This window comes from Aliihoeflea sp. PC F10.4 (assembly GCF_054612275.1).
Genome location: NZ_JBTSWH010000001.1, coordinates 1,601,140 through 1,624,170 on the forward strand (window position 1 = coordinate 1,601,140; position 23,031 = coordinate 1,624,170).

The 23,031-nt window shown below is 60.5% G+C and carries 25 protein-coding genes; 14 read left to right on the top strand and 11 right to left on the bottom strand.

Features of this window, described 5'->3' with window-relative positions:
* Positions 1–64: 64 nt before the first annotated feature.
* On the bottom strand, positions 65–2,152 hold the full coding sequence (locus ACX82Z_RS07980; protein WP_459587863.1) for a L,D-transpeptidase family protein: 2,088 nt from the start codon (positions 2,150–2,152) through the stop codon (positions 65–67).
* Between the two features lie 288 nt (positions 2,153–2,440).
* On the opposite strand from ACX82Z_RS07980, the gene ACX82Z_RS07985 reads away from it, so the two are divergent.
* Together ACX82Z_RS07985 and ACX82Z_RS07990 are read left to right on the top strand one after the other, a co-directional pair.
* Entirely contained in the window at positions 2,441–4,060 is a 1,620-nt protein-coding gene (locus ACX82Z_RS07985) for a fumarate hydratase (protein ID WP_459587865.1), read from the top strand.
* 32 nt (positions 4,061–4,092) lie between these two features.
* Positions 4,093–4,488, top strand: coding sequence for a rhodanese-like domain-containing protein (locus ACX82Z_RS07990; protein ID WP_459587867.1), 396 nt, complete (start codon positions 4,093–4,095; stop codon positions 4,486–4,488).
* A 4-nt stretch (positions 4,489–4,492) separates the two neighbouring features.
* Here ACX82Z_RS07990 and ACX82Z_RS07995 read toward each other — a convergent pair whose 3' ends face one another.
* Both ACX82Z_RS07995 and ACX82Z_RS08000 read right to left on the bottom strand, forming a co-directional pair.
* Positions 4,493–5,104: a pyridoxamine 5'-phosphate oxidase family protein gene (locus ACX82Z_RS07995; protein WP_459587869.1), complete on the bottom strand. Its 612-nt coding sequence runs from the start codon at positions 5,102–5,104 to the stop codon at positions 4,493–4,495.
* A gap of 11 nt (positions 5,105–5,115) precedes the next feature.
* Positions 5,116–5,466, bottom strand: coding sequence for a gamma-butyrobetaine hydroxylase family protein (locus ACX82Z_RS08000; protein ID WP_459587870.1), 351 nt, complete (start codon positions 5,464–5,466; stop codon positions 5,116–5,118).
* Positions 5,467–5,575: 109 nt separating this feature from the next.
* Here ACX82Z_RS08000 and moaA point away from each other — a divergent pair, with 109 nt between their 5' ends.
* The 6 genes from moaA to ACX82Z_RS08030 all read left to right on the top strand — a co-directional run bounded on the left by moaA (position 5,576) and on the right by ACX82Z_RS08030 (position 10,864).
* Positions 5,576–6,607: a GTP 3',8-cyclase MoaA gene (moaA, locus tag ACX82Z_RS08005; protein ID WP_459587872.1), complete on the top strand. Its 1,032-nt coding sequence runs from the start codon at positions 5,576–5,578 to the stop codon at positions 6,605–6,607.
* Positions 6,608–6,691: 84 nt separating this feature from the next.
* On the top strand, positions 6,692–7,612 hold the full coding sequence (locus ACX82Z_RS08010; protein ID WP_459587874.1) for a DMT family transporter: 921 nt from the start codon (positions 6,692–6,694) through the stop codon (positions 7,610–7,612).
* A 66-nt stretch (positions 7,613–7,678) separates the two neighbouring features.
* On the top strand, positions 7,679–8,893 hold the full coding sequence (locus ACX82Z_RS08015; RefSeq protein ID WP_459587876.1) for a multidrug effflux MFS transporter: 1,215 nt from the start codon (positions 7,679–7,681) through the stop codon (positions 8,891–8,893).
* Positions 8,890–9,477: a molybdenum cofactor guanylyltransferase MobA gene (mobA, locus tag ACX82Z_RS08020; RefSeq protein ID WP_459587877.1), complete on the top strand. Its 588-nt coding sequence runs from the start codon at positions 8,890–8,892 to the stop codon at positions 9,475–9,477. Before ACX82Z_RS08015 ends, mobA begins: the two co-directional genes overlap by 4 nt.
* Positions 9,474–9,989 carry a molybdopterin-guanine dinucleotide biosynthesis protein B gene (gene mobB, locus ACX82Z_RS08025; RefSeq protein WP_459587878.1) on the top strand — a complete coding sequence of 172 codons (516 nt, stop codon included), beginning with the start codon at positions 9,474–9,476 and terminating at the stop codon, positions 9,987–9,989. Before mobA ends, mobB begins: the two co-directional genes overlap by 4 nt.
* Before the next feature lie 11 nt (positions 9,990–10,000).
* Entirely contained in the window at positions 10,001–10,864 is an 864-nt protein-coding gene (locus ACX82Z_RS08030) for an NAD(P)-dependent oxidoreductase (protein ID WP_459587879.1), read from the top strand.
* Positions 10,865–10,944: 80 nt separating this feature from the next.
* Here the strand turns inward: ACX82Z_RS08030 and ACX82Z_RS08035 are convergent, their stop codons facing one another.
* The 4 genes from ACX82Z_RS08035 to ACX82Z_RS08050 all read right to left on the bottom strand — a co-directional run bounded on the left by ACX82Z_RS08035 (position 10,945) and on the right by ACX82Z_RS08050 (position 13,389).
* Positions 10,945–11,439 carry an Lrp/AsnC family transcriptional regulator gene (locus ACX82Z_RS08035; RefSeq protein ID WP_252910794.1) on the bottom strand — a complete coding sequence of 165 codons (495 nt, stop codon included), beginning with the start codon at positions 11,437–11,439 and terminating at the stop codon, positions 10,945–10,947.
* 99 nt (positions 11,440–11,538) lie between these two features.
* Positions 11,539–12,162 carry a uracil-DNA glycosylase family protein gene (locus tag ACX82Z_RS08040; RefSeq protein WP_459587881.1) on the bottom strand — a complete coding sequence of 208 codons (624 nt, stop codon included), beginning with the start codon at positions 12,160–12,162 and terminating at the stop codon, positions 11,539–11,541.
* Positions 12,163–12,774, bottom strand: a complete 612-nt coding sequence (locus tag ACX82Z_RS08045) for a glutathione S-transferase family protein (RefSeq protein ID WP_459587882.1) — start codon at positions 12,772–12,774, stop codon at positions 12,163–12,165.
* Between the two features lie 54 nt (positions 12,775–12,828).
* Positions 12,829–13,389, bottom strand: coding sequence for a thermonuclease family protein (locus tag ACX82Z_RS08050; RefSeq protein ID WP_459587884.1), 561 nt, complete (start codon positions 13,387–13,389; stop codon positions 12,829–12,831).
* A gap of 136 nt (positions 13,390–13,525) precedes the next feature.
* Here ACX82Z_RS08050 and ACX82Z_RS08055 point away from each other — a divergent pair, with 136 nt between their 5' ends.
* Positions 13,526–15,046, top strand: a complete 1,521-nt coding sequence (locus ACX82Z_RS08055; RefSeq protein ID WP_459587886.1) for a sensor histidine kinase — start codon at positions 13,526–13,528, stop codon at positions 15,044–15,046.
* 10 nt (positions 15,047–15,056) lie between these two features.
* Here the strand turns inward: ACX82Z_RS08055 and ACX82Z_RS08060 are convergent, their stop codons facing one another.
* Positions 15,057–16,046 carry a nicotinate-nucleotide--dimethylbenzimidazole phosphoribosyltransferase gene (locus ACX82Z_RS08060; RefSeq protein ID WP_459587888.1) on the bottom strand — a complete coding sequence of 330 codons (990 nt, stop codon included), beginning with the start codon at positions 16,044–16,046 and terminating at the stop codon, positions 15,057–15,059.
* Positions 16,047–16,174: 128 nt separating this feature from the next.
* Here ACX82Z_RS08060 and ACX82Z_RS08065 point away from each other — a divergent pair, with 128 nt between their 5' ends.
* Together ACX82Z_RS08065 and ACX82Z_RS08070 are read left to right on the top strand one after the other, a co-directional pair.
* On the top strand, positions 16,175–16,411 hold the full coding sequence (locus ACX82Z_RS08065; protein ID WP_459587890.1) for a DUF1289 domain-containing protein: 237 nt from the start codon (positions 16,175–16,177) through the stop codon (positions 16,409–16,411).
* Between the two features lie 2 nt (positions 16,412–16,413).
* On the top strand, positions 16,414–17,118 hold the full coding sequence (locus ACX82Z_RS08070; protein ID WP_459587891.1) for a TIGR02281 family clan AA aspartic protease: 705 nt from the start codon (positions 16,414–16,416) through the stop codon (positions 17,116–17,118).
* A gap of 2 nt (positions 17,119–17,120) precedes the next feature.
* Here ACX82Z_RS08070 and ACX82Z_RS08075 read toward each other — a convergent pair whose 3' ends face one another.
* Positions 17,121–17,951, bottom strand: a complete 831-nt coding sequence (locus ACX82Z_RS08075; RefSeq protein WP_459587892.1) for an aldo/keto reductase — start codon at positions 17,949–17,951, stop codon at positions 17,121–17,123.
* Positions 17,952–18,021: 70 nt separating this feature from the next.
* On the opposite strand from ACX82Z_RS08075, the gene ACX82Z_RS08080 reads away from it, so the two are divergent.
* The gene (locus ACX82Z_RS08080) at positions 18,022–19,011 is read left to right on the top strand and encodes a DUF1624 domain-containing protein (protein ID WP_459587893.1); all 990 of its coding nucleotides are present in this window, start codon (positions 18,022–18,024) and stop codon (positions 19,009–19,011) included.
* Positions 19,008–19,484, top strand: coding sequence for a methyltransferase family protein (locus tag ACX82Z_RS08085; RefSeq protein ID WP_459587895.1), 477 nt, complete (start codon positions 19,008–19,010; stop codon positions 19,482–19,484). The genes ACX82Z_RS08080 and ACX82Z_RS08085 overlap by 4 nt, the downstream gene beginning before the upstream one ends.
* A gap of 500 nt (positions 19,485–19,984) precedes the next feature.
* On the opposite strand, the gene ACX82Z_RS08090 is transcribed toward ACX82Z_RS08085, so the two are convergent.
* Together ACX82Z_RS08090 and mgtE are read right to left on the bottom strand one after the other, a co-directional pair.
* A complete protein-coding gene (locus ACX82Z_RS08090; protein WP_459587897.1) occupies positions 19,985–20,371 on the bottom strand; it encodes a MerR family transcriptional regulator in 387 nt (128 codons plus the stop codon).
* 72 nt (positions 20,372–20,443) lie between these two features.
* The gene (gene mgtE, locus ACX82Z_RS08095) at positions 20,444–21,853 is read right to left on the bottom strand and encodes a magnesium transporter (protein WP_459587899.1); all 1,410 of its coding nucleotides are present in this window, start codon (positions 21,851–21,853) and stop codon (positions 20,444–20,446) included.
* Positions 21,854–22,061: 208 nt separating this feature from the next.
* Between mgtE and ACX82Z_RS08100 the strand changes: the two genes are divergently transcribed.
* The gene (locus ACX82Z_RS08100) at positions 22,062–23,030 is read left to right on the top strand and encodes a patatin-like phospholipase family protein (protein WP_459587901.1); all 969 of its coding nucleotides are present in this window, start codon (positions 22,062–22,064) and stop codon (positions 23,028–23,030) included.
* Position 23,031: the final 1 nt, after the last annotated feature.

Here is a 23,031-nt window from a genome sequence, read left to right on the forward strand (position 1 = left end):
GCTGCGCTCACGCATTCGGCGGGCGCGCTGGCCACACGACGCCCAGGCGGGCTAGCGAACGCCGTCAGATCGACGGCGCCCTTGCGGTTTCAATGCGCTCCATGGCTTCGCGCGTCTTCAAATCGCGATCGTAGACATCGGGATAGTAGCCCATCTTGCCGCCAGCTTCGGGCCAAGCCGTGAAATAGGCCACATAGACGGGAAACTTGATGTCGAGATTGTTGCGACCGTGCTCTCCCGCCAGACGCTGGTCAACGCGCGCACGGTCCCAGCCGAGTACGGCGGCCGCCATAAGGCGTGGGTCTTCCAGCCGGATGCAACCGTTGGAAAGCGCGCGATTGTCTCGCTTGAACAACGATTTGTCGGGCGTGTCGTGCATATAGATCGCATGTTCGTTGGGGAACATGATCTTCAGTTCGCCAAGGGCATTGTTCGGGCCCGGGCGCTGGCGCACATTGTAGGGAATGTTCGCGCCATACTGCGTCCAGTTGATCGCGGACGAGGGGATGCGTCGTCCGTTGCGATCTGTCACCTCGAAGCCGTTGCGGTCGAAATAGGACGGGTCGTTGTAAAGACGCGGCAGATGTGAGTTCACGATGATCGAGCGTGGCACGCCCCAATAGGGGTGAAACTCGACGTATGAAATCTCGTCATCGAAGAAGTAGGTCTGCGTCGCCTTCGAGCCGACAACCGTACGCATCGAGAATTTCTCGCGACCGTCTTCCACATAGGTCGCCTTCGCCGACGGCGTGTTCAAAAAGACGTAGCGCTCGCCGAGATCGGACGGCAGCCAGCGAAGCTGCTCCATGGCAAGCTTCACCTTTTCGATCCGGGATGCCTTTGTTTCACCCGCGAAGGCGACAACCGTGCGCGGCCCGATAATGCCGTCGACTTGCAAATTGCGCTTGGCCTGTGCCGCGCGGATCACCGGCACAAGATCATCGCCGTAGAATTCGCTGGTGCGATTTCGATCGATGGCGGCACCATGTTCAGCAAGGAACTCGGCATCCGCCTCCTTCTCGATGAGCTGGACGATTTTCGGCAGTTCGACGTTCGACTGGCCCGGACGTACGAACGTGTCCGACGCGATGACGATGGAATTTTCTTGGCTCGCACGCAGTTCTTCCAGCTCGACCTGCATGGCCTTGTAAAACGCATTTTGCGGGTGCAGCGCGCGCAGCACCTCACGCGTATCGTCACCGGCAGCAAGCGACGCCAGAAGCTTGGCGTAGTCGACAGTCTTCAGTTCGAAATCGTGATAGCCGGAAATGCGGTTTGGATCGACACGGCCGCCATGGACATCACGGGCGTAGCGCAGGATACGCGCCGAAAGCGCCATCTCAAATTTCGCCAGCGCGGCAGCATCCTGTCCAGATGGCATCCTCACGGCATAATCACCAGGATTGAGACCGTACGCGTCCGCATCAGCAAGCTCGCGCATCACGGCACGGCCAGCGTCGCTGATTTGCGTGTCGGTCGTCCAGATAAAATCGGGAACCTGCGAATAATGCGCGACAATCGCGTCACCGACCGACTTTTCAGCATAAAGCTCGTAAGAAACGAGATCATCCAGCGCATTCGCCAGCATCGGAACCGATATTTCGGTGATGTCTGGTGCGCGGACGACATCGATCTCAAGCTTCGGGCTGGCGCTAGCGATCGTTCTGACCGCCTCGCCTTCGCGGGCGCTCATGCGTCGGCGCATTTCGCTCGACGGCGCGTCGGCTTCGTTCGCCAGCACCTTTTCCACCGCGTCCTCGAGGCTGCCTTCATCGAGTGAGACGCTTCGCGCCGTCTCGTCAGCCGAAGCCTTGCGCGTCGCGCCGACCGTTCCATGATCGATCCCCGGCGTAACGAGGGCCGCAGGCATGATCTTTATGGCTGAAAAATCGACCTTCGAAAGCGTATCGGTTTTGTAGGTGTAATATTGCGGGCCTGTCACGCGCGGCGCCTGCGCCGGGGCGCGGCGGGTTTGCTGAACCTGCGCTGGAGCCTGCTGCGGCGCGACCTGCTGGGTCACCGGGCGGTTATGCTGATTGTTCCCGAAGAACCGTTCGAGCAAACCTTGCGCGGATGCGTCCGTAACCGTGAAAGCGGCAATCAGGGCTGTTGAGGCAAGGGCCAGAGCCTTGCGGCGTCTATCGGCGTTCATATCAAAGCAATCCGCGACATGAGTTGAAATGGACGACGGCAAGCTTGACTTCTCCTGCCGGCACAAGCGCAGACCTTGAACCCGATATGGTTTCCAAATTGCAAACCCCCGCCCCTTCGTGATCACGATGACGCTATGGCGAGGTCGCCGATTCGGGCAACCTTGCATTTTTACGCAACGGCATTTTAGCGGCAGATGCATGCACGAATGCCACGCTCATCGCACTTCAAACCAGATGAGAAAGGTTCTAAGAAGCGCGCGACCGGTTACCTGAGGAGATCCCATTTCATGGCCGACTACGCGAGCGCCGAACTTTTCCCCCTGTCTGCCGACGAGACGCCCTACCGCAAGCTGACATCCGACTTCGTCTCGGTGGAGCGCTTTCGTGGTCAGGACGTGCTAACCGTCGATACGGAGGGGCTGCGCCTGCTTAGCGAAACGGCGTTTGCAGACATCAACCATCTCCTGCGGCCCGGCCACCTCAAGCAGCTTGCCTCGATCCTCGAAGACCCGGAAGCAACCGACAATGATCGCTTCGTCGCCTACGACCTTTTGAAGAACGCGAACATCGCGGCTGGCGGCGTGCTCCCGATGTGCCAGGACACGGGCACCGCGATCATCATGGGCAAGAAGGGGCGCCGCGTATGGACCGAAGGCGGCGATGCCGACGCGCTCGGCCAGGGCGTGCTCGATGCCTATGAACGAAAGAATTTGCGCTATTCTCAGCTCGCACCGATTTCGATGTTCGAGGAAAAGAATACGAAGAACAATCTGCCCGCGCAGATCGACATCTATGAAGAGGGCGAGGACGCCTACAAATTCCTGTTCGTCGCCAAGGGTGGCGGCTCAGCCAACAAGACGTTTCTTTATCAGGGCACGCCCTCGCTGATGACGCGCGAGCGGCTGCTCGAGTTCCTGAAAGAGAAGATCCTGACGCTCGGCACCGCCGCCTGCCCACCCTATCACCTCGCCATCGTGATCGGCGGCACCTCTGCTGAGATGAACCTCAAGACCGTCAAGCTCGCCTCGACCCGCTATCTCGACGGGTTGCCGACGTCAGGCGACGAGACCGGCCATGCCTTCCGCGACCTCGAAATGGAAGCCGAGGTCCACAAGATGACGCAGCAGATGGGCGTCGGCGCGCAGTTCGGCGGAAAGTATTTCTGCCACGACGTGCGCGTCATCCGCCTGCCCCGCCATGGCGCGTCACTGCCGATTGGCCTTGGCGTCTCCTGCTCGGCGGATCGTCAGGCCAAGGGCAAGATCACGAAAGACGGCATCTTCATCGAAGAGCTGGAGACCAACCCCGCCCGCTACATGCCCGATATCGACGAGGACAAGCTGACCTCGCATGTCGTCAAGATCGACCTTAATCGCCCGATGGCGGACATTTTGCAGGAACTCTCGCAATATCCGGTCAAGACGAGACTTTCCCTCTCCGGGTCGATCATCGTGGCACGCGATCTCGCGCATGCGAAAATCCGCGAGCGGCTGGAGCGCGGGGAGCCGATGCCCGACTATTTCAAGAACCATCCGATCTACTATGCCGGACCCGCGAAGACACCGACGGGATACGCGTCCGGCTCTTTCGGGCCGACGACGGCCGGTCGCATGGATTCCTATGTCGACCAGTTCCAGTCCTTCGGCGGCTCGATGGTGATGCTCGCCAAGGGCAACCGTTCGCGCCAGGTGCGCGAGGCATGCGGGCGGCATGGTGGGTTCTATCTCGGCTCGATCGGCGGCCCGGCCGCTCGACTCGCGCAGGACTGCATCAAAAAAGTCGAGGTCGTCGAATATCCCGAACTTGGCATGGAAGCGATCTGGCGTATCGAGGTTGAGGATTTTCCGGCTTTCGTCGTTATCGACGACAAGGGCAACGACTTCTTCAAGGCGCTCAATCTGAGCTAGGATGAAATCGTGAGGATTGATGGGAGGAAGACATGAAGAAGGGCTACAAGGCGCTGGTGGCCGAGGCCAATGCCGAGATCGAGGCGGTCTCACCGGCTGAAGCGAGCGAACTGGCAAAACGCGATGACGTGGTGCTCGTCGACATCCGCGACCCGCGTGAACTGGAACGTGACGGCCGGGTCGCCGGCGCATTCCATGCGCCGCGCGGCATGCTCGAATTCTGGATCGACCCGGAAAGCCCTTATCACAAGGACGTTTTCGCCTCGGGCAAGACGTTTGTCTTCTTCTGCGCGGGCGGGCTTCGCTCCGCCCTTGCCACCAAGACAGCGCAGGACATGGGCCTCGAACCGGTCAAGCATATCGAGGGCGGGTTCGGCGCCTGGAAGAAAGCCGGGCTGCCAATCGAGGAGCCTAAGCCGAAGAGCTAATCGCCTACCACATGCTCTTTGCTGCACGGCCGGGCCATTCGGCATCGTAAGCGGCACCGTCGATCTCGCGCCTGCTGGTGACTTCCAGAATCCTGCCGGGCGTCGGCAGGTTGTCAATGTCATCCCATAGCTCGGGCTTCCAAAGGTTCGAGCGCTGGACGGCACGAGCGCACTGGAAATAGACGGCGTCGACGGCGATACGGATGACCGAGCGCGGCGCGGCCTCGTTCACCGCGAAAGTCTCACGCAGCGCAGCATCCGTCTCGATCGTCGCGCGGCCATTGATGCGCAGCATCGTTCCCGATCCCGGAACCAGAAAAAGCAGCGCAACCCGACCATCGCGGACAATGTTGCGCAGCGAATCGATGCGGTTGTTTCCACGCCTGTCGGGCATCAGGAGCGTGCGCTCATCGCCAATGCGCACGAAACCCGGCCTGTCACCGCGCGGCGAACAATCGAGCCCCTCATCGCCAACCGTAGCGAGCGCAACGAACGGCGAGGCTTCGATGAAAGCCGCATATTCGGGAATGATCCGGTCCAGTTCCTTGACCAGCGCGGCCTGACCGGGCTGGCCGTACAGTTCTTCAAGTTGCTCGACGGTAGTGATCCGCGTCATCGTCTCCCCTTTCAGCCGCGTGAAAGGCCCTTTGCCGCAAGTTCGTCCAGATAGACCTGCCAGCGGGCGTCTTTTTCATGCCCCAATTCATGCAGATAGGCCCATGTAAAGATGCCGGTGTCGTGTCCATCGTCAAAGATGATACGCACTGCGTAATTTCCAACAGGCTCCATGCGAGAGATCGCGACATTACGCTTGCCGGGCACCGTCACGCGCTGTTCCGGGGAGTGGCCCTGCACCTCCGCCGACGGCGAGGTGACGCGCAGCAGTTCGGCGTCGAGCGCGATCGGCGCATGATCGGAGAAAATCACGGTCAGCATGCGCCGATCCTTCGAAACGCGCAATTCGGATGGTGCCCGCATGGTTTTCCCCTTTATCAACGATCCGGATTTGCCTGAATTCGGCGTGATTTGCCAGAGTTTGAAGGGCGCGAGGCTTGCATAAGTCGACAAAGATAACGAAATTGCGGCCATGGGCATTGAAGGCAACACCATTTCGGCCGCCAACCCGGCGATGATCGATCCTTTCGGACGAGCGATTTCCTATTTGCGCGTTTCCGTGACGGATCGCTGCGATTTCCGCTGCACCTATTGCATGGCGGAAAACATGACGTTCCTGCCCAAGAAGAACCTATTGAGCCTCGAAGAACTCGACCGGCTCTGCACAGTCTTCATCGAAAAGGGCGTGCGCAGACTGCGTCTGACCGGCGGCGAGCCGCTGGTACGCAAAAACATCATGCATCTCATCGGCGATCTCGCGCGGCATCTCGATAGCGGTGCGCTGGAAGAGTTGACGCTGACGACAAACGGCTCGCAGCTTTCACGCTTTGCCTCCGAGCTTGCTGCGCATGGCGTACGGCGGATCAACGTGTCTCTGGATACGCTCGATCCGGTCAAATTCAAGCAGATCACGCGCTGGGGCGAGATCGGCAAGGTTATGGCCGGCATCGACGCCGCGCAGGCGGCGGGCCTCAAGATCAAGATCAACGCGGTTGCCCTTAAAGGCTTCAATGACCGCGAAATTCCCGACATGCTCCGCTGGGCGCATGGTCGCGGCATGGATATGACCGTCATCGAAACAATGCCGATGGGCGAGATCGACGAGGACCGAACGGATCAGTATCTGCCGCTTTCGGTTCTGCGCGCCGATCTGGAACGAGAATTCACGTTCAGCGACATTCCCTACAAGACCGGCGGGCCAGCGCGCTATGTGGAGGTCGCCGAGACGGGAGGTCGCCTCGGCTTCATCACGCCGATGACCCATAATTTTTGCGAAAGCTGCAACCGCGTGAGGCTGACCTGTACAGGTACGCTCTATATGTGTCTCGGACAGGACGACGCGGCGGATTTGCGTGCCGCACTGCGTGCCTCGGAAGGCAACGAACTTTTATCGCAGACGATCGACGAAGCTATCGGCCGCAAGCCGAAAGGGCATGATTTCGTCATCGACAGGCGTACCAACCGCCCATCCGTTTCGCGCCATATGAGCGTGACCGGGGGCTGAGCTAACGCATTGCGTGCGCTGCCCATTGCATGGGCGCTCCGATCAATCTAGTGGCATTGGCACCTCCTGTTACCGGGCCGTGCCGTGACCTCATCTCCCAATCTGCGTGCAGCGATGTTCATGGCCATCTCGATGGCCGGTTTTACGGTCAACGACGCGCTGACGAAGACGGTCATCCACGAGTTGAACGCGGCGCAGGTCATGTTCGTGCGGGGTATGTTCGCCACCACGATGATCGGCCTGCTCGCCTGGCATGCGCGCGTTTTGTCATCGCTCGCGTCGCTGCGCCGGCCGCTGGTCGCTGTACGCGCGCTCGGCGAAGTCGGCGGTACGCTTTGTTTTCTTGCCGCCCTTGCGCACATGCCGCTCGCCAATGTCTCGGCGATCCTGCAGGCGTTGCCGCTGGCGGTTACGATGGGGGCGGCGCTTTTCATGAACGAGCCCGTTGGCTGGCGGCGGTGGACCGCGATTCTCGTCGGCTTCGCCGGTGTGATGATCATCGTGCGGCCGGGCTTCGAAGGGTTCAACTCCTATTCGATGCTTGTGCTCTTGTGCGTTGCCTTCTGCGCCATGCGCGATCTGATTACGCGGCGCATACCCGATGAAATTCCCTCGCTTGCCATCTCCTTCGCCACCGCTCTGTTCGTGACGCTCGCGGGCGGCGCTCTGATCGTTCCCTATGGCGGCTGGACCGATCTTACCGTGCCGACCACCGTTCCCCTGCTCACTGCTGCGGTTCTCGTCATCGTCGGCTATCAGTTCATCATCATGGCCATGCGCGCTGGCGACATTTCGTTTGTCGCGCCCTTTCGCTACACGGCTCTCATATGGGCCATCCTGCTCGGTTTCGTCATGTTCGGTGAGGTGCCGGACGCAATGATGATCCTTGGCGCGTCGATCGTGGTCGCCTCTGGAATCTATACGCTCTACCGGGAGCGCAATGTCGGCAAGAGCCAGCCAGCCGCCGAAGCGACCGGCCCCGCCATGGCACCGGACGGAGTTTGAGATGGCTTGTTACATGGCGATGTACGGCGTGGTAAACGCCATGATTAACCTGTTCAGCGTGCCCCGATGAGCGCCGCGCCCAGTCGGCGCGCTATGACGCCTCCCCATATTTTCACGCTGATCATGGCCACGGCAAGCAGCGCGCTCGCCATGAATGTATTCCTGCCGTCGCTGCCGGCGATGGCACGCCATTTCGACGCGCCATATGCCGTCGTGCAGTTCGCGGTCACGCTCTACCTTTTCGCGGTCGCCATTCTTCAACTTCTCATCGGTCCCGCCTCCGACCGCTTCGGCCGGCGTCCGGTTCTTTTGTGCTGTTTCGCCGTTTTTCTTGTCGGCACGGCTGCCGCCCCCTTCGCGCCATCGCTCGGAGCCTTGATGGTTTGCCGCGTGCTGCAGGCATTTTCAGCAGCCGGCATCGTGCTTAGCCGAGCCATCATCCGAGACACTGTGGGGCCGGACGAAGCGGCAAGCCGTATCGCCTACGTCACCATGGCCATGGCGCTCGTTCCGATGATTGCACCAGCCATTGGCGGCGTCTTGGACGAATTGTTCGACTGGCGTTCGACCTTCTTTCTGACGCTCGGTTTCGGTCTCGTCGCCACACTCATTATCTGGCTCGACCTTGGCGAAACAAACGATGCCCCGACCAGTTCGATTCTCCAGCAATTTCACGCCTATCCGGATCTGTTTTCGTCCGAACGCTTCTGGGGATATACGCTTGCGGCCGCGTTTACGTCGGGCTCGTTTTTCGCATTTCTGGGCGGCGGCCCCTATGTCGCCAGCGAAATACTGCGCCTGTCGCCATCGCAATACGGGTTCTACTTCGGCTTCGTCTCGATGGGGTATATCGTCGGCAATTTCCTGTCGGGCCGCTTCTCGCGTCAGATCGGAATCAATTCGATGATGCTGGCAGGAAGCATCGTCAGCATCTTGGGTCCCCTTTCAGCATTGGCTTTCATAGCCTTCGGCATGGTCAACACCCTCACCATATTCCTGCCAATGATCTTCGTCGGCATGGGAAACGGGCTGGCGCTGCCAAACGCCATCGCCGGCATCGTCAGCGTGCGTCCCCACATTGCGGGCTCCGCATCTGGTCTCGGCGGCTCCCTTCAGATCGGCGGCGGTGCCGGTCTCGCGCTGTTGGCCGGTTTTCTTCTCGGCCCGACCACCGGACCTTCCCCGCTCATGCTCGTCATGTTGGGATCGTCCGTCTTCGCCGTGCTGGCAACATTCTACGTACTCAATGTCGCGCGTCGTAAAGGCGAACTCGCACAATGAGCATCGCGGGCGTCATTCTGGCCGGGGGCCGGTCGTCACGCATGGAAGGCCCCGACAAGGCGTTTGTCGAAATCGACGGCGTCTCCTTGCTTCAACGCGCGATCGCTCGCCTGGCACCGCAGGTCACGGCAATTGCCATCAATGCGAACACGCCGATCACCGGCCAATCACTTCCGGTCCTTCCCGACGCCACATCTACCTTCGACGGGCCACTGGCAGGCGTTCTGGCCGGCATGAACTGGGCAAAGGCGAATGGGTGCGAGCGTCTTGCGACAATCGCCGTCGATACGCCGTTCTTTCCCGCAAATCTGGTGGAGCGTCTGGCTGACAACGCATCTTCCGGAATCGTCGTGGCTAAAAGCGGCGGCCGTCATCACCCAGTGTTCGCGTTGTGGCCACTTGCCGCTCTGGAACCCCTCGAAACGTTCCTCGCGGGTGGCGACACGCGGCGGGTCATGACATTTCTCGAAAATTACGGCTATGTCTCGGTCGATTTCGAAGACAACCCGTTCGACCCGTTCTTCAACATCAATACGCCTCAGGATTTGACGACGGCCACACGTATCGCGAAACTTTCGCCATGAACCATCGCGTCATCGGCATCACCGGATGGAAGAACTCGGGCAAGACGACGATGACGGAGCGCCTCGTCGCCGAGTTCGTCGCGCGCGGATTGAGAGTTTCGACGGTCAAGCACGCGCATCACGCCTTCGACATCGACAAGGCGGGAACGGACTCTTTTCGCCACCGCGCGGCAGGAGCCGATGAAGTTGCGATCGTCTCGGGTAGCCGCTGGGCCTTGATGCACGAATTGCGCGATGAGGCGGAGCCAGACCTCTCCGCTATTCTCGCGTGTCTTTCGCCTTGCGACCTCGTCATCGTCGAAGGCTACAAGCGCGAGGCGCACCCGAAGATCGAGTTGCGCCGCACAGATGCGAAGGACACACGCCCGCTTTCCAAGGACGATCCGAATATCATCGCCGTCGCCTCGGATCGCGCAATTCCGGACGAAACCTTGCCCGTCTTCGGTATCGATGACATAGCCGATATCGCGGATTTCATTTCAGCCCGATTTGGGCTTGCCGGAAAAAGCTGAGGGAGACGACGATGGCCAAGGTAGCGTTTTTGGGACTGGGTGTGATGGGATACCCGATGGCGGGTCATCTCAAGGTAAAGGGCGGCCATGACGTCACCGTCTATAATCGCACCGCGTCCAAAGCCGACAAATGGGCGTCGGAATTTTCCGGGTCCGCTGCCGCCACGCCTGCCGAAGCCGCGCGTGGCGCCGATTTCGTATTCTCATGCGTCGGCAATGACGACGACCTTCGTGCGATCACGCTTGGCGAAGATGGTGCTTTTTTGTCAATGGCTTCCGGCGCGGTCTTCATCGATAACACGACCGCGTCGGCCGAGGTCGCGCGCGAACTGGCAGCCGCCGCCGGCGGAAAAGGAATCGGTTTCATCGATGCGCCGGTTTCAGGAGGACAGGCCGGCGCGGAAAACGGCGTGCTTACCGTCATGTGCGGCGGCGATAAAGCGACCTTTGAAAAGGCAAAGCCGGTCATAGACGCCTATGCACGCATGGTCGGCCTGATGGGGCCGGTTGGCGCGGGCCAGCTTACCAAGATGATCAACCAGATTTGCATCGCCGGACTGGTTCAGGGGCTCTCCGAAGGGATCGCCTTCGGCAAGCGCGCCGGACTCGACATCGAAAAGGTCGTCGACGTCATTTCCAAGGGTGCCGCCGGTTCCTGGCAAATGGAAAATCGCTGGAAAACGATGAACGATGGCAAATTCGACTTCGGCTTTGCGGTCGACTGGATGCGCAAGGATCTTGGCATCTGCCTTGAGGAAGCCGACCGCAACGGCGCGCAACTTCCCGTCACCGCCCTAATCGACCAGTTCTACAAGGACGTTCAGGGCAAGGGCGGAAAGCGTTGGGACACGTCGTCCCTGATCTCGCGCCTCTGAGGGTCACGATCGCCAATTTTCATTAGGAAGAAGCAAAAGCTCAGAAGACGGACTTTTGCAGCCCGCCTGCACGAAAATTCCTATGCCGCGCTGGCGGACGCTGATTCCTTGTCCAGAACCATGTAGTCGAGCGGCAGTTCGGTCGTGTATTTGATCTGCTCCATCGCGAATGACGACGATACGTCGCGGATCTCGATCTTGGCGATCAGGCGCTTGTAGAACGCGTCATATGCGGCGATGTCCGGCACGACCACACGCAGCAAATAATCGATGTCACCGCTCATGCGGTAGAATTCGATCACCTCGGGAAATTCCTGGATGACTTCGGAGAACCTGCGCAGCCACTCATGGCTGTGCGAATTGGTCCGAATCGATACGAATACCGTCACGCGTGCGTTGATCTTCACAGGATTAAGCAGCGCCACGCGCTTGCGGATGACGCCTTCTTCTTCCAGCTTCTGGATACGGCGCCAGCACGGCGTCGTCGACAGACCCACCTTCTTGGCGACATCGGCGACGGCCAGAGTGGAATCTTCCTGCAAAAGACGCAGGATTTTGCGGTCGAGTCGATCCATATCGAAGCTCCAGATGAAAACTCATCCTAAAATGGCCGAACTTTACGCATTGGCCAAGCATGAAGAGCAGCCTGACCGCCAAACAAGAGCAAAATTGTTCTAACTCTCTTCGGTAACGAACAAACGGATTTCGCGGCGCAGCACCGGGAGCAATTCGGTTTCGAAAAAAGGGTGACGTTTCAACCATCCCGTATTGCGCCATGAGGGATGCGGCAGCGGCAAGATGCGCGGCTGTTCGTTGCGCAGGAAGATGTCGCGCCAGTTGCGGACGTTTTCCGTCAAGGATGCGCCGCAAGCGCGCCCAAGATGCCATCGCTGCGCATGAAGGCCGATCGCGAGAACCAGTTCGATTTGCGGCATGGCCGTCATCAGTGGCGCGCGCCATGCGGGCGCGCATTCGCGTCGTGGCGGCAGATCGCCGCCCTTGGCGTCCTGTCCGGGAAAGCAAAATCCCATCGGCGCAATGGCGAATTTCATCGAGTCGTAGAATTCATCGCGCGAAACGCCCATCCAGTCGCGAAGCCGATCACCGGAGCGGTCGTTGAATGGAATCCCCGTCGCATGAACGCGCGTTCCGGGCGCTTGCCCTGCGATCAAAACGCGCGCCATGGACGAAGCGACGACGACGGGGCGCGGCTCATGCGGCAGCGGCGTCTTCAAAGGCGCATCACGGCAGATTCGGCACAGTCGAATCCTGTCAGCGATCTTATGCGGGTCGTTCAATCAGGCCTGCGCGCTTGCCCGGGAAGACACTTCTGCGAACCAGCGTTTCACGTTTTGAAGTTCATCCGGTACGGCCAGACGCGCCGGCTTCATGAATTCCACACCGACCATGCCGGTGATATCCGCAATCGAATAGGCGTTGCCTGCGATAAATTGGCTGTCGGCGAGGTGCCCGTCGAGAAAGCGGAGGAACTCGATCGCCTTCGGCTTGTTCGCCTCACCCCATTCGGCGATCTGCGGCACTTCCCACTCCTTCATCGCGGGATGGATATGACGGAACGCCTGAGCGACCGCGGACACGAAGTTCAGTTCCATCCGTCGCTGCCACATCTCGACCAGCGCCTTTCCGACCGGCCCTTCACCGAAAAGTGGCGGTTCGGGGTAAATTTCCTCGAAATAGCGGCAGATCGCGACGGATTCGGTGATGACCGTGCCATCGTCAAGTTCGAGAACCGGCAGACGCTGGAGCGGGTTTTTCGCCGTCACTTCCTGCGATTTGTGGCCCATTGTGGCCATGTCGACAGGCACGAGCGGAACCTCGATGCCTTTTTCGGCAAGGAAAATGCGCACCCGGCGCGGGTTCGGGGCGCGTCCGCCATCGTAAAGCTTCATGATCTCTCTCCCGGTTCAGTCTCTCTTAGCACGTCTTTACCCGGCGGGTGCCGGTCACGACCTATCGAAAAGAAGACGCAGGCGGTCGACAAACGCATCGAAGAACCCACCATCCTCACTCAGCATTCCCCGCCGCGCGCGCCAGTCGCGCGGGCTTTCGAAATCGCCCGCCCATATGCCCCGTCCTGCCGATCGTGCATGGCGCTCGGCAAGGTCGTAGTCCCCGGACGCGACTGCCCAACCCTCCTCCACCATCATGCGGTTCAGGTCGAAATTATCTCTGTAACATGTCGCGACGAAGCGGCCATATCGATCCTTGCGCCGCGCAGTGCATGTCACCGCTTCGCCGCCGATCGCCGCAACGAGTGCCCGGCGCGCATATTGTCCGCAATCATATGGTGCACCGCCGCGCGTGCATTGTTGGCCGAGTTCCGGTGCATCCATCCCGCGCAAGCGAATGCGGGTTGCACCCATCGCCAGTGTGTCGCCGTCGACCACGCGCATGATGCCATCGATCTCGTGCGCCGACCGATTCTCGAAATGCACCGCGAGTGCGCCAAGGACGATGAACAACGTAATGGTCAGCGCATAGTCGTGCAACTTGGGCGCATGCAAGCGGCCGCCACCGCGGCGGGGACGCGAAGCCGTTTTATGACTGCGGATTTTTCGACGAAGCAATGCGAAGGGTCTCTTAATCTTCTGCGTATAGGATCTTGCGCAGATCATTGGCGCGCATTGACTGATATTTCGTATGGCGTTTTCAGGCACACAGCTTGCCGACAAGAATATCGTGGACCGTCGTCAGGCGCATCGCAACACCGATGTCGCCAAGGCGGTTCGACGCACGCGCGAACGGCTGTCGCAGCGCGACGGCAATCCGGTTTTCGATCGCGAACTCCTGAAGCTTCATGCCCGCGCTATGATCAACACGGCAGCGGCGATCCCGCTGATGGTGTTTGTCATCACGGCGGCTGGTGTGTTCCTGGGTACCGGCCCTCAGATGGTGGTCTGGGCCGTCATCACCGTCGCCTGCTATCTCGGTCTGGCGCTCATCGCCCGCCGCGTGGACAAAGCGGACATCAACGACCTCGACGCGGTGGGCGTCAAGCGCAGTTTTCTGCTCGGCCATTTCGTCAGCGGGCTGGGCTGGGCCTATCTCGCGACCATGGAATGCACGGAGTGCCGCCTCGACGAATTCACCTTTCTCAAGACGGTCATCATCCTCATCGCGATCGCCTCGACCGCTTTGATTACGCATACGTTGAGAGGCGCCGTCTTTTTCACCTTCGCGCTGCCCGTAGCAGTCTTCGCCTGGCAAACAATAAGCGTGTCGGAGCCGATCGAGGCCGTCATGGTCGCGCTTTTGGCACTGTCGCTCGGCTTCTTCACATTCGTCGCCCGGGAGATGAACCGCTCGGCGGTGATGCTCCTGTCCTATCAAACCGAAAAGGACGAGTTGATCGGCGAACTCGAGACCGCGAATTCGATGTCGGACGAGGCGCGACGCCGCGCCGAAGAAGCGAACCTCGCCAAGTCCCGCTTTCTGGCCACTATGAGCCACGAACTGCGCACGCCGCTGAACGCTATCCTCGGGTTTTCGGAAGTCATGGGCAATGAAGTGCTCGGCCCGATGCACAACGAGACCTACCGGGACTATTCGCGCGACATCAATGCGTCCGGGCAGCACCTGTTGAACCTCATCAACGAAATTCTCGACCTTTCGCGCATTGAGGCGGGACGCTACCAGCTCAATGAGGAACCGCTGTCGCTTGGCGGCGTCGTGGAGGAATGCTGTCACCTGATGGAGTTGAAGGCCCACAAGAAGAATATCCGCATCGTGCAGCAGTTCGAGCCGGTCCTGCCACGCCTTCTTGCCGACGAACGCTCACTTCGCCAGATCACCCTCAACCTGCTCTCCAACGCCATCAAGTTTGCGCCGAACGGCTCGGAAGTGCGGGTGCGCGTCGGCTGGACGGCGGGCGGCGGCCAATACATTTCCGTGAAAGACAACGGCCCCGGCATTCCGGCCGAAGAAATTCCGATCGTGCTTTCGGCATTCGGCCAAGGCTCCATCGCGATCAAAAGCGCAGAACAGGGAACTGGCCTCGGACTTCCCATCGTGCAGGGCCTGATCGAGCTTCACGGCGGTGAATTCCAGCTTCGCTCGAAATTGCGCGAGGGCACGGAGGCAATCGCCATTCTGCCGCCCTCGCGCGTCATGGAAGCTTTGCCCGCACTGCCAACGAAGCTGGCGATTGCAGGCCGTCGCTAAAAATTTGCGATCAGTTCTGCCGGATCGTCATCGAGGCGTGAACCTGCGCTGCGTTCTTCAGGACGAGCGCACCCATAGCGGCACCGACGCCCTCCCCTTCGCCGATCCCGAGATCGACAAGCGGCTTCAATCCGAGCGCAGCGGCCGCGTTTCGCTGACCGCGATTGGCAGTGAAATGGCCGAGAACGCAGTGATCGAGCGCATCTTTGCGCACGGCTTGCAGGACCGCAGCGGCGGCAAGCGAAACAATCCCATCGAGCACGACCGGGATGCGCTCCATTCGCGCGGCAAGTATCGCCCCCGCAATCGCCGCGATCTCACGCCCGCCAAGCCTGCGCAGAGCCTCCAGCGGGTCCTTGGCGTGGCTGCCATGCAGCGCAACGGCCTGATCAATCAGGCGGATGCGCCGCTCCGTCATATCGGCGTCGCCCTGCGGCAATATCCAGTCGAGCGCCGCCTTGCCATGCAGAGCCATCAACAAAGCTGCGGCGACGGTCTCACCCCCAACGCCGAGCGATCCAACGCAGATCAGGTCCGCGCCGCCGGCGATCGCCTCCATGCCGAACGCCATGGTGACGGCACAGCCGCGCTCGTCGAATGCCGGGCCTTCCGAAATATCGGCAACGGGCATGTGCAGAGCCAAGTCGAAGACCTTGAGGCCGAAATCGTTCGCCGCGCAGATCTGGTTGATCGCCGCTCCGCCGGCCGCACAAAACTCGACCATCGCCTGCGTCTCGTCGCGGCCGCGCGTGCTGATTTCGTGACGCGCGATGCCGTGCGTCCCGGCAAAAAGCGTTACCATCGGACGGGTGATGAGCGGTTCGCTGCGCCCCTGCCAGCCGGCCAGCCAGACCGCGAGTTCGCCCAAGCGACCAAGCCCGACGCCCTGCGCGTCCAGAAGCCGTAACCTCGCCTCCGCTTCGCGCCGGGCCTTGCCGTCCGGCTCGGGCAGCCGGCGCAAAAGGTCGCGATAATCGTCGAATGGCAGGCCGCTCGTCATCAGGTGCTCCTTGTCTGAGTGGCTAGCGCAATAACGCCGCTGCGATGCAATCTCAATGGCGAAGAAACCGGCCTTCTTGCTTCGCATGGCCGATTGGCCCATCTGTGAGGGATGTTCAGGACAACACAATGACGCCGATCGAATCTCCGTGCATTCTCATATGCTCGATCGACCAGAAGACCGGCTACTGTTTCGGGTGCGGACGCACGCGCGAGGAAATCGGCGCATGGACATCCATGACGCCGCAGGAGCGGCGTGACACCATGGCGCTTCTTGGCGCCCGACTAGAGACTATGGCACGCCGTCCGCGACGCGAAACCAAGCGCAGCCGCATGGCGCGCGAGCGCAGACCGGTGGGGAACTGACCATGGGCCGCTTCTTCTGGATCATTCTCGCGGTTATGGCGCTCGGGCTTATCGGGCTGATCGCGATGGAAGATGGCGGGACGCTGTTCGGTCTCGATGGAGACGGGCTGGCGCGTACGCTCTATCTTGGCGTTCTCGGCGCGGTCGTAGGCGTCGGGCTTCTTGGCTCCGGGCAACGTTTCGGGCCGATGGTGCGCACGCTCGCCATCTGGCTCGTCATCATCATGGCGCTGATGATCGGCTACCAATATCGCTACGAATTGCAGGACGTCGCCAGCCGCCTTACCGCCGGTCTGGTGCCCGGCAGCCCGCTTTCGATGATTTCCGACGACGGCCGCGCCGCAGTCATGGTTGACCGGATGGCGAACGGTCATTTCGAAATCCGGGCCGCAATCAACGGCACGGCGGTCAACACGGTCGTCGACACCGGCGCGACGGTGACCGTTCTGAGCGACGCCGTCGCAAGGCGCGCGGGCATCGATCCGGAAGCGCTGAGCTTCACCGTTTCCATCATGACAGCAAACGGACCGGCGCAGGCGGCACGCATCACCATCGACGAAATCCGCATCGGCGACATTTCGCGAGCGCGCCTGCCTGCTCTGGTCGCAGCGGACGGCCAACTCGACCGAACGCTCCTCGGCATGAACTTCATCAGTTCGCTATCCGGCTTCGAGATGCGCGGCGAACGCCTGATCCTACGCGACTGATCTCAGGCGGCATCCCAGGTCGGCGAAAAGTCAAAGTCGCAAATGCGCATGTTGCGCGCGCCTAGCGCAGAAATCGCCTGCATCTCGGCGTCTGTCAGGGCAAAATCGAAGATGGCGATGTTCTCCAACAGCCGTTCCTTCTTCGTGGTGCGGGGGATCGCGACGACCCCGTCCTGCTGCACGTGCCAGCGAAGAACGATCTGCCCCGGCGACTTGCCATGCTTTTGCGCGGCATCGATCACGGCCTGTTCGGCGAAGAGATCGGCGCCTCTGGCCAGCGGGCAATACGAGGTCATCGCCATGCCCGCCGCGCGGCACGCGGCATGCACCTTGGACTGATCGAGATAGGGGTGGTGCTCGACCTGATTGGCGACAAGCGGTGCATCAGAAAGTTCGATCGCTTGCGAGAGAAGACCAGTCGGAAAGTTCGACACGCCGATATGACGGGTCAGGCCGTCGTTTTTCGCTGCGTTGAGCGCACCGATCGCTTCATCGAGCGGTATCGCCGGATTGGGCCAGTGGATCAGCAGAAGATCGACCTCGTCGAGACCCAGCTTTTTTAGGCTCGCTTCAGCCGAACGGCGAAAATCCTTGGCCGCCAAATCCGTCCACCAAACTTTTGTGGTGACGAATACATCGTTGCGCGAGACGCCGGACCGGCGAAGCCCTTCCCCCACGGCTTCCTCGTTTTCGTATTTCGCCGCCGTATCGAGATGGCGATAGCCATTCGCGAGGGCATGAACGACGAGTTCGGAGCAATCCTCGTCCTTGAGGGTCCATGTTCCAAGGCCGAGCGCTGGAATCTTCGCGCCGTTCGCTTCCACCGAGTGCATCTGGTAATCCTTATCCTTGGCTCTTCGTTCGCGTTTCATGCTACCGACAGATATCAACCGCGAATCTTCCATGACCGAACTAGTGCAGCCATCGCAGAAAAACAAATCGCGCATCGAGGCGATTGATGCCGCGCGCGGCGTCGCGCTCATCGCCATGGCGATCTACCATTTCGCGTGGGATCTCGAATTCTTCGGATATGCACCCGCCGGCATGACAACCGAAGGCGGATGGCGCATCTTCGCCCGCTCGATTGCGTCCTCATTTCTCTTTCTGGTCGGCTTCAGCCTTTTCCTCGCTCACTGGCGCGGAATCAGGTGGCGGCCATTCTGGAAGCGCATGGCGCAGGTCGCGGCAGCGGCAGCGGCCATCACCGCCGTCACGTGGTTCGTTACGCCCGACACTTTCATCTTTTTCGGCATTCTCCATCATATCGCTGTGGCCAGCCTCATTGGCCTCGCCTTTTTGCGACTACCAGCGCTCGTCCTCGTCGCGATTGCGGTCGCATTTATCGCTCTGCCTCTTTTTTGGAGAGGGGATTTCTTCAATCCGCTGCTTCTAGCCTGGGTAGGACTGGCGGCCGCACCGCCGCGATCGAACGATTTCGTACCGCTTTTTCCATGGTTCGCCGCGACATTGCTCGGCGTGGCGGCAGCGAAAATCGCCATGGCGCAAGGCTGGACGGAACGTGCCGCCGGCAAGCCACTTGCAAGCTGGACGCGGCCGCTGCAATTCATCGGGCAGCACAGTCTTGCCTTTTATCTCCTCCACCAGCCGGTTTTGATCGGCATCGTCTTCCTGTTCTCACAGGTCGTGCCGCCGCAGGCCGAACCGCCGCTCGTCGGTTTCGAACGCGCCTGCGTCGCGCAGTGCCTTGAAACGCAGGACGAAACCTTTTGCCCGGCCTATTGCGATTGCGTGATGGGGGAGATCGAGGGCGATGCGCGCGTTGACGAGCTTTTCACGCGCGAGCCTGACGATGCGATGAATGCATGGCTCGGCGGGATTGCCGCTCAATGCTCGATTTCGACCGGGCAGGATGGTTTTGAGGGGGATCAATGACGACGAACGAAAAGCCGCCGATGCGCTTTCCCTGGCCGGTGACGATCCTCCTCGCATTCGCGGCGCTGGCGCTCGTCGCCGGGGCGTTCTTCCCGCTGCCATGGTTTCACGGTCCCTTCGGCGAATTTCTGGCAGGGTTGGGTGCCTTGCTTGCCGTTGGCGGGCTCGTTCTGATCGTCGTCGTGATCGTGAAATTCCGCAACCGGCGGACGCCTGTGGCTCCTTACGCCGCAGCCGTACATCTCGTGACCGATGGCCCGTTCGCGATCAGCCGCAATCCGATCTATCTGGGCATGGTGACGGTTTTGTTCGCCCTTGCACTCATCCTCGGGAATCTCTGGTTCGTGATCTTCGGCGTCGCAACGGCATTCGCGGTCAGCTTTCTCGCGATCCGTCCGGAAGAGCGGCATTTGGAGCGACGCTTCGGCAAGGCCTATCGCGATTATTCCAAACGCGTGCGGCGCTGGTTCTGAGGCGCACCTACTCGTCGCCGCGCCTGCATTTCAGCATCCGGCCCATTGTCAAAGAACGGGAAGCGGGGCGCGCGGGCCGTGCCTTCCTATGGTGTTTAGAGTGGCGCGAACCACGCACCCCACCGATGGCTGTCTGGCTCTCGACCGGTCACGAAGGCTTTTGCCCCGAAAGACATTAGCCTCAGCGGCTTTTCCGCATGGTGTACGGCTTGCGACATGCAAGCGGCCCGCCACGCCGGCCTGTTCTTTAGCCCTTCGCTATGGCTCTGGGCGTTCGTCGTTGAGAAAGCCAAATCGTTGGCTTTCTCTCGGCCTTTGGCCGATCACTCCTCACCCCTTCACATGCCCGATGGTGTCCGACGCCATCGGGGGGAGGTCATCGCCGCCCTCCCGATACCCGGTGCGCACCGGTTCCCACGAAGGCGATGCGACGGAGTATGGCGGAGGTCGAGCAGAGGGGGATAAGTTTTGGAGTTCAGCGGTTCAGCCTGACGCGCTGATCAGGTATTTACGCCCAGTTCCGCAAGCCGCTCGACGCAGGCTTCCTCGGCACTGTCGAGTTCGGACAGCGTCTCTTCCAGATCTCGCCGCTTCTGGCGCAGATCCTCGCGCTTTTCCTCGATCCGCTTGATCATCAGCTTGAGCTGTCCCACCTCGCCGGGCGGGGTGCGGTACATCTGGATGATCTCGCGGATTTCATTGATGGAGAAGCCGAGCCGCTTGCCGCGCATGATCTGCTTGATCAGATGACGATCGGCCGGACGAAACAAGCGGGTACGGCCACGGCGCACGGGAAGGATCAGGCCCTCGTCCTCGTAGAACCGCAAGGTGCGGGTCGATACGCCGAACTCGCGCGTGAGCTCGGTAATCGTGTAAAATTCCCGCATCTCGTTTCCAATCAGGCACTTGAACCTGAATGAAATTGCCACGGCACTTACGTAAAAGTCAATCAGGCACGCCTAACTCAGCCCGAACCACCAGGTCGCCAGCCCCAGAAAGGCAAAAAAACCGACGACGTCCGTAGTGGTCGTGACGAAGACGGGAGAAGCCACTGCAGGGTCGGCACCGAACTTGTCGAGAACGAGCGGCAACAGAATCCCGGCAAGTGCTGCCACGAACAAATTGATCAGGATGGCCGCCGCGATGACCCCACCCAGATCGATATTCGAAAACCAGAACCCTGCCACGCAGCCGATCAGGATCGCGAACAGCACGCCGTTGATCAGGCCTACGCCCATTTCACGGCGAATGATGCGGCCTGCATTGTAGATGTCGAGGTCGCGGGCGGCGAGCGCGCGCACGGTGACGGTCATCGTCTGCGACGCAGCGTTTCCGCCCATTCCAGCGACGATCGGCATGAGGATAGCAAGCGCGACGATTTCCTGGATCGTCGCATCGAAAAGCCCGATGACCGATGCGGCAAGGAAAGCCATCACCAGATTGACCAGCAGCCAGGGCACGCGCAGTCGCGACGTGGTCATCACGGTATCGGAAAGCTCTTCGTCGCCGACGCCGCCCATGCGCAGCAAGTCTTCCTCGGCCTCTTCCTGAATGACGTCGACGACGTCATCAATGGTCAGGACGCCGACGAGGCGTTCGTTCTCGTCGACAACGGCGGCGGACAGAAGATCGTATTGCTCGAATTCCTGCGCGGCCTCTTCCTGATCCATGGTGGCCGGGATCGCGTGCCGCGTTTCGTGCATCACGTCCTCGATACGCACCGTGCGCTGGCTGCGCAGAATGCGGTCGAGATCGACCGCGCCAACGAGACGGAACGTTGGATCGACGACGAAAATCTGATGGAAGCTGTCGGGAAGGTTCTTGTCCTCGCGCATGTAGTCGATCGTCTGGCCGACCGTCCAGAAAGGCGGCACGGCGACGAACTCCGTCTGCATACGGCGGCCGGCCGTCTCTTCCGGATAGTCGAGCGAGCGGCGCAGCCTGATCCGTTCCGTGAACGGAAGCTGCGCCAGAATCTCGTCCTGATCCTCGGGGTCGAGGTCTTCCAGAATGTAGACGGCGTCGTCGGAATCGAGTTCCTGAACGGCCTGCGCAATCTGCGCATTGGGAAGTTGCTCGACGATGTCCAGACGAATGGCTTCGTCAACTTCCGTCAAGGCCGTAAAGTCGAACTCGTCGCCCATGAGAATGACGAGGTTGCGCCGGTCGTCAGCGTCGAGCGCCTCGAGAAGATCACCGATCTCGGACTGGTGCAGGCCCGAAAGCTCTGCCTTGAGCGCCGTGTCGTCGCCGGCTTCGACCGCCTCGCTTACCGTCGAAAGGAAGTCCGCACGGATAGCGCCGTTCTCATTATAGATGTCGAGCGAGGCGTCATCGCCGCCGTGATCTTCGTTTTCAGCGGCAGTCATCGGCATCTCCATCGATATGTCTGGAGTATCCAGTAAGCACGCGGGAACGCGCGCCAGCGTCAGGCATCACGGGTAGGCCGAAGGCGGAAAAATCGCAAGGTCGCCTGACAACGAATTTCATGTCCGATACGAGCATCGGAAACCTCGTCTTCAGCTTTCGGTTACCCTATTTCAGCAAGATGAGACCGATCCGAAACTGGAGCGCGTAATGCTCGACTGGGTGCCCTTTCGACACAGGCATGAAGGCGCAAGGGCAGCAAATGCCGACGACTTACCGCCGGATGCGCAACGTGAGCCTGTCGGGATAGCATTGGCGCTTGGCGGAGGTGCGGCGCGCGGCTGGGCCCATATCGGTGTCCTGCGTGCGCTCGACGAAGCAGGTATCCGTATCAACATGATTGCCGGAACGTCGATCGGTGCGCTGGTCGGCGGATGCTATCTCGCCGGAAAGCTCGATGAACTGGAAGAATTTGCGCGCTCACTGACCCGGCGGCGGATGTTCGGCCTCATGGACTTCACCATTCGTGGTTCGGGCCTTCTCGGCGGCATGCGACTGACCGCGAAAATGCAGGACCATCTCGACGGCTTGACGCTTGCCGACCTGCCGCGCCCGTTCGTTTGCGTTGCCGCCGAAATCAGAACCGGTCACGAAATCTGGCTGTCGAGCGGGTCGCTGATCACATCGATGCGCGCGTCCTACGCGCTGCCCGGCGTGTTCGAGCCTGTCGTGTGCAACAACCGCGTTCTTGTCGACGGGGCGCTGGTCAATCCCGTTCCGGTTTCCGTCTGCCGCGCATATGAGCAGCCGCTCGTCGTCGCCGTCAATCTTCACTACGACCTTTTCGGGCGCGCAGCCGTCATCAAGCATTCTGCGGACATGCCCGCAGATGGCGAAGCAAAGGCAGGAGCGAAGACGCCACTCGTTGTCGACAAGGGACCGCATGCTCGAGAATCGCGCCTCGGCATCGCTGGTGTGATGGTGGAAGCGTTCAACATCATGCAGGACCGCATCTCGCGCACGCGCCTTGCAGGCGACCCGCCGGATTTGTCGCTTCAGCCCAAGCTCGGCCATATCGGACTTGCTGATTTTCACCGCGCGGACGAGTTGATCCGGCTTGGCTACGAGGCAACGAAATCACAGATCAGCGAACTCACGCGACTTCAAAACGTGCTTTAGG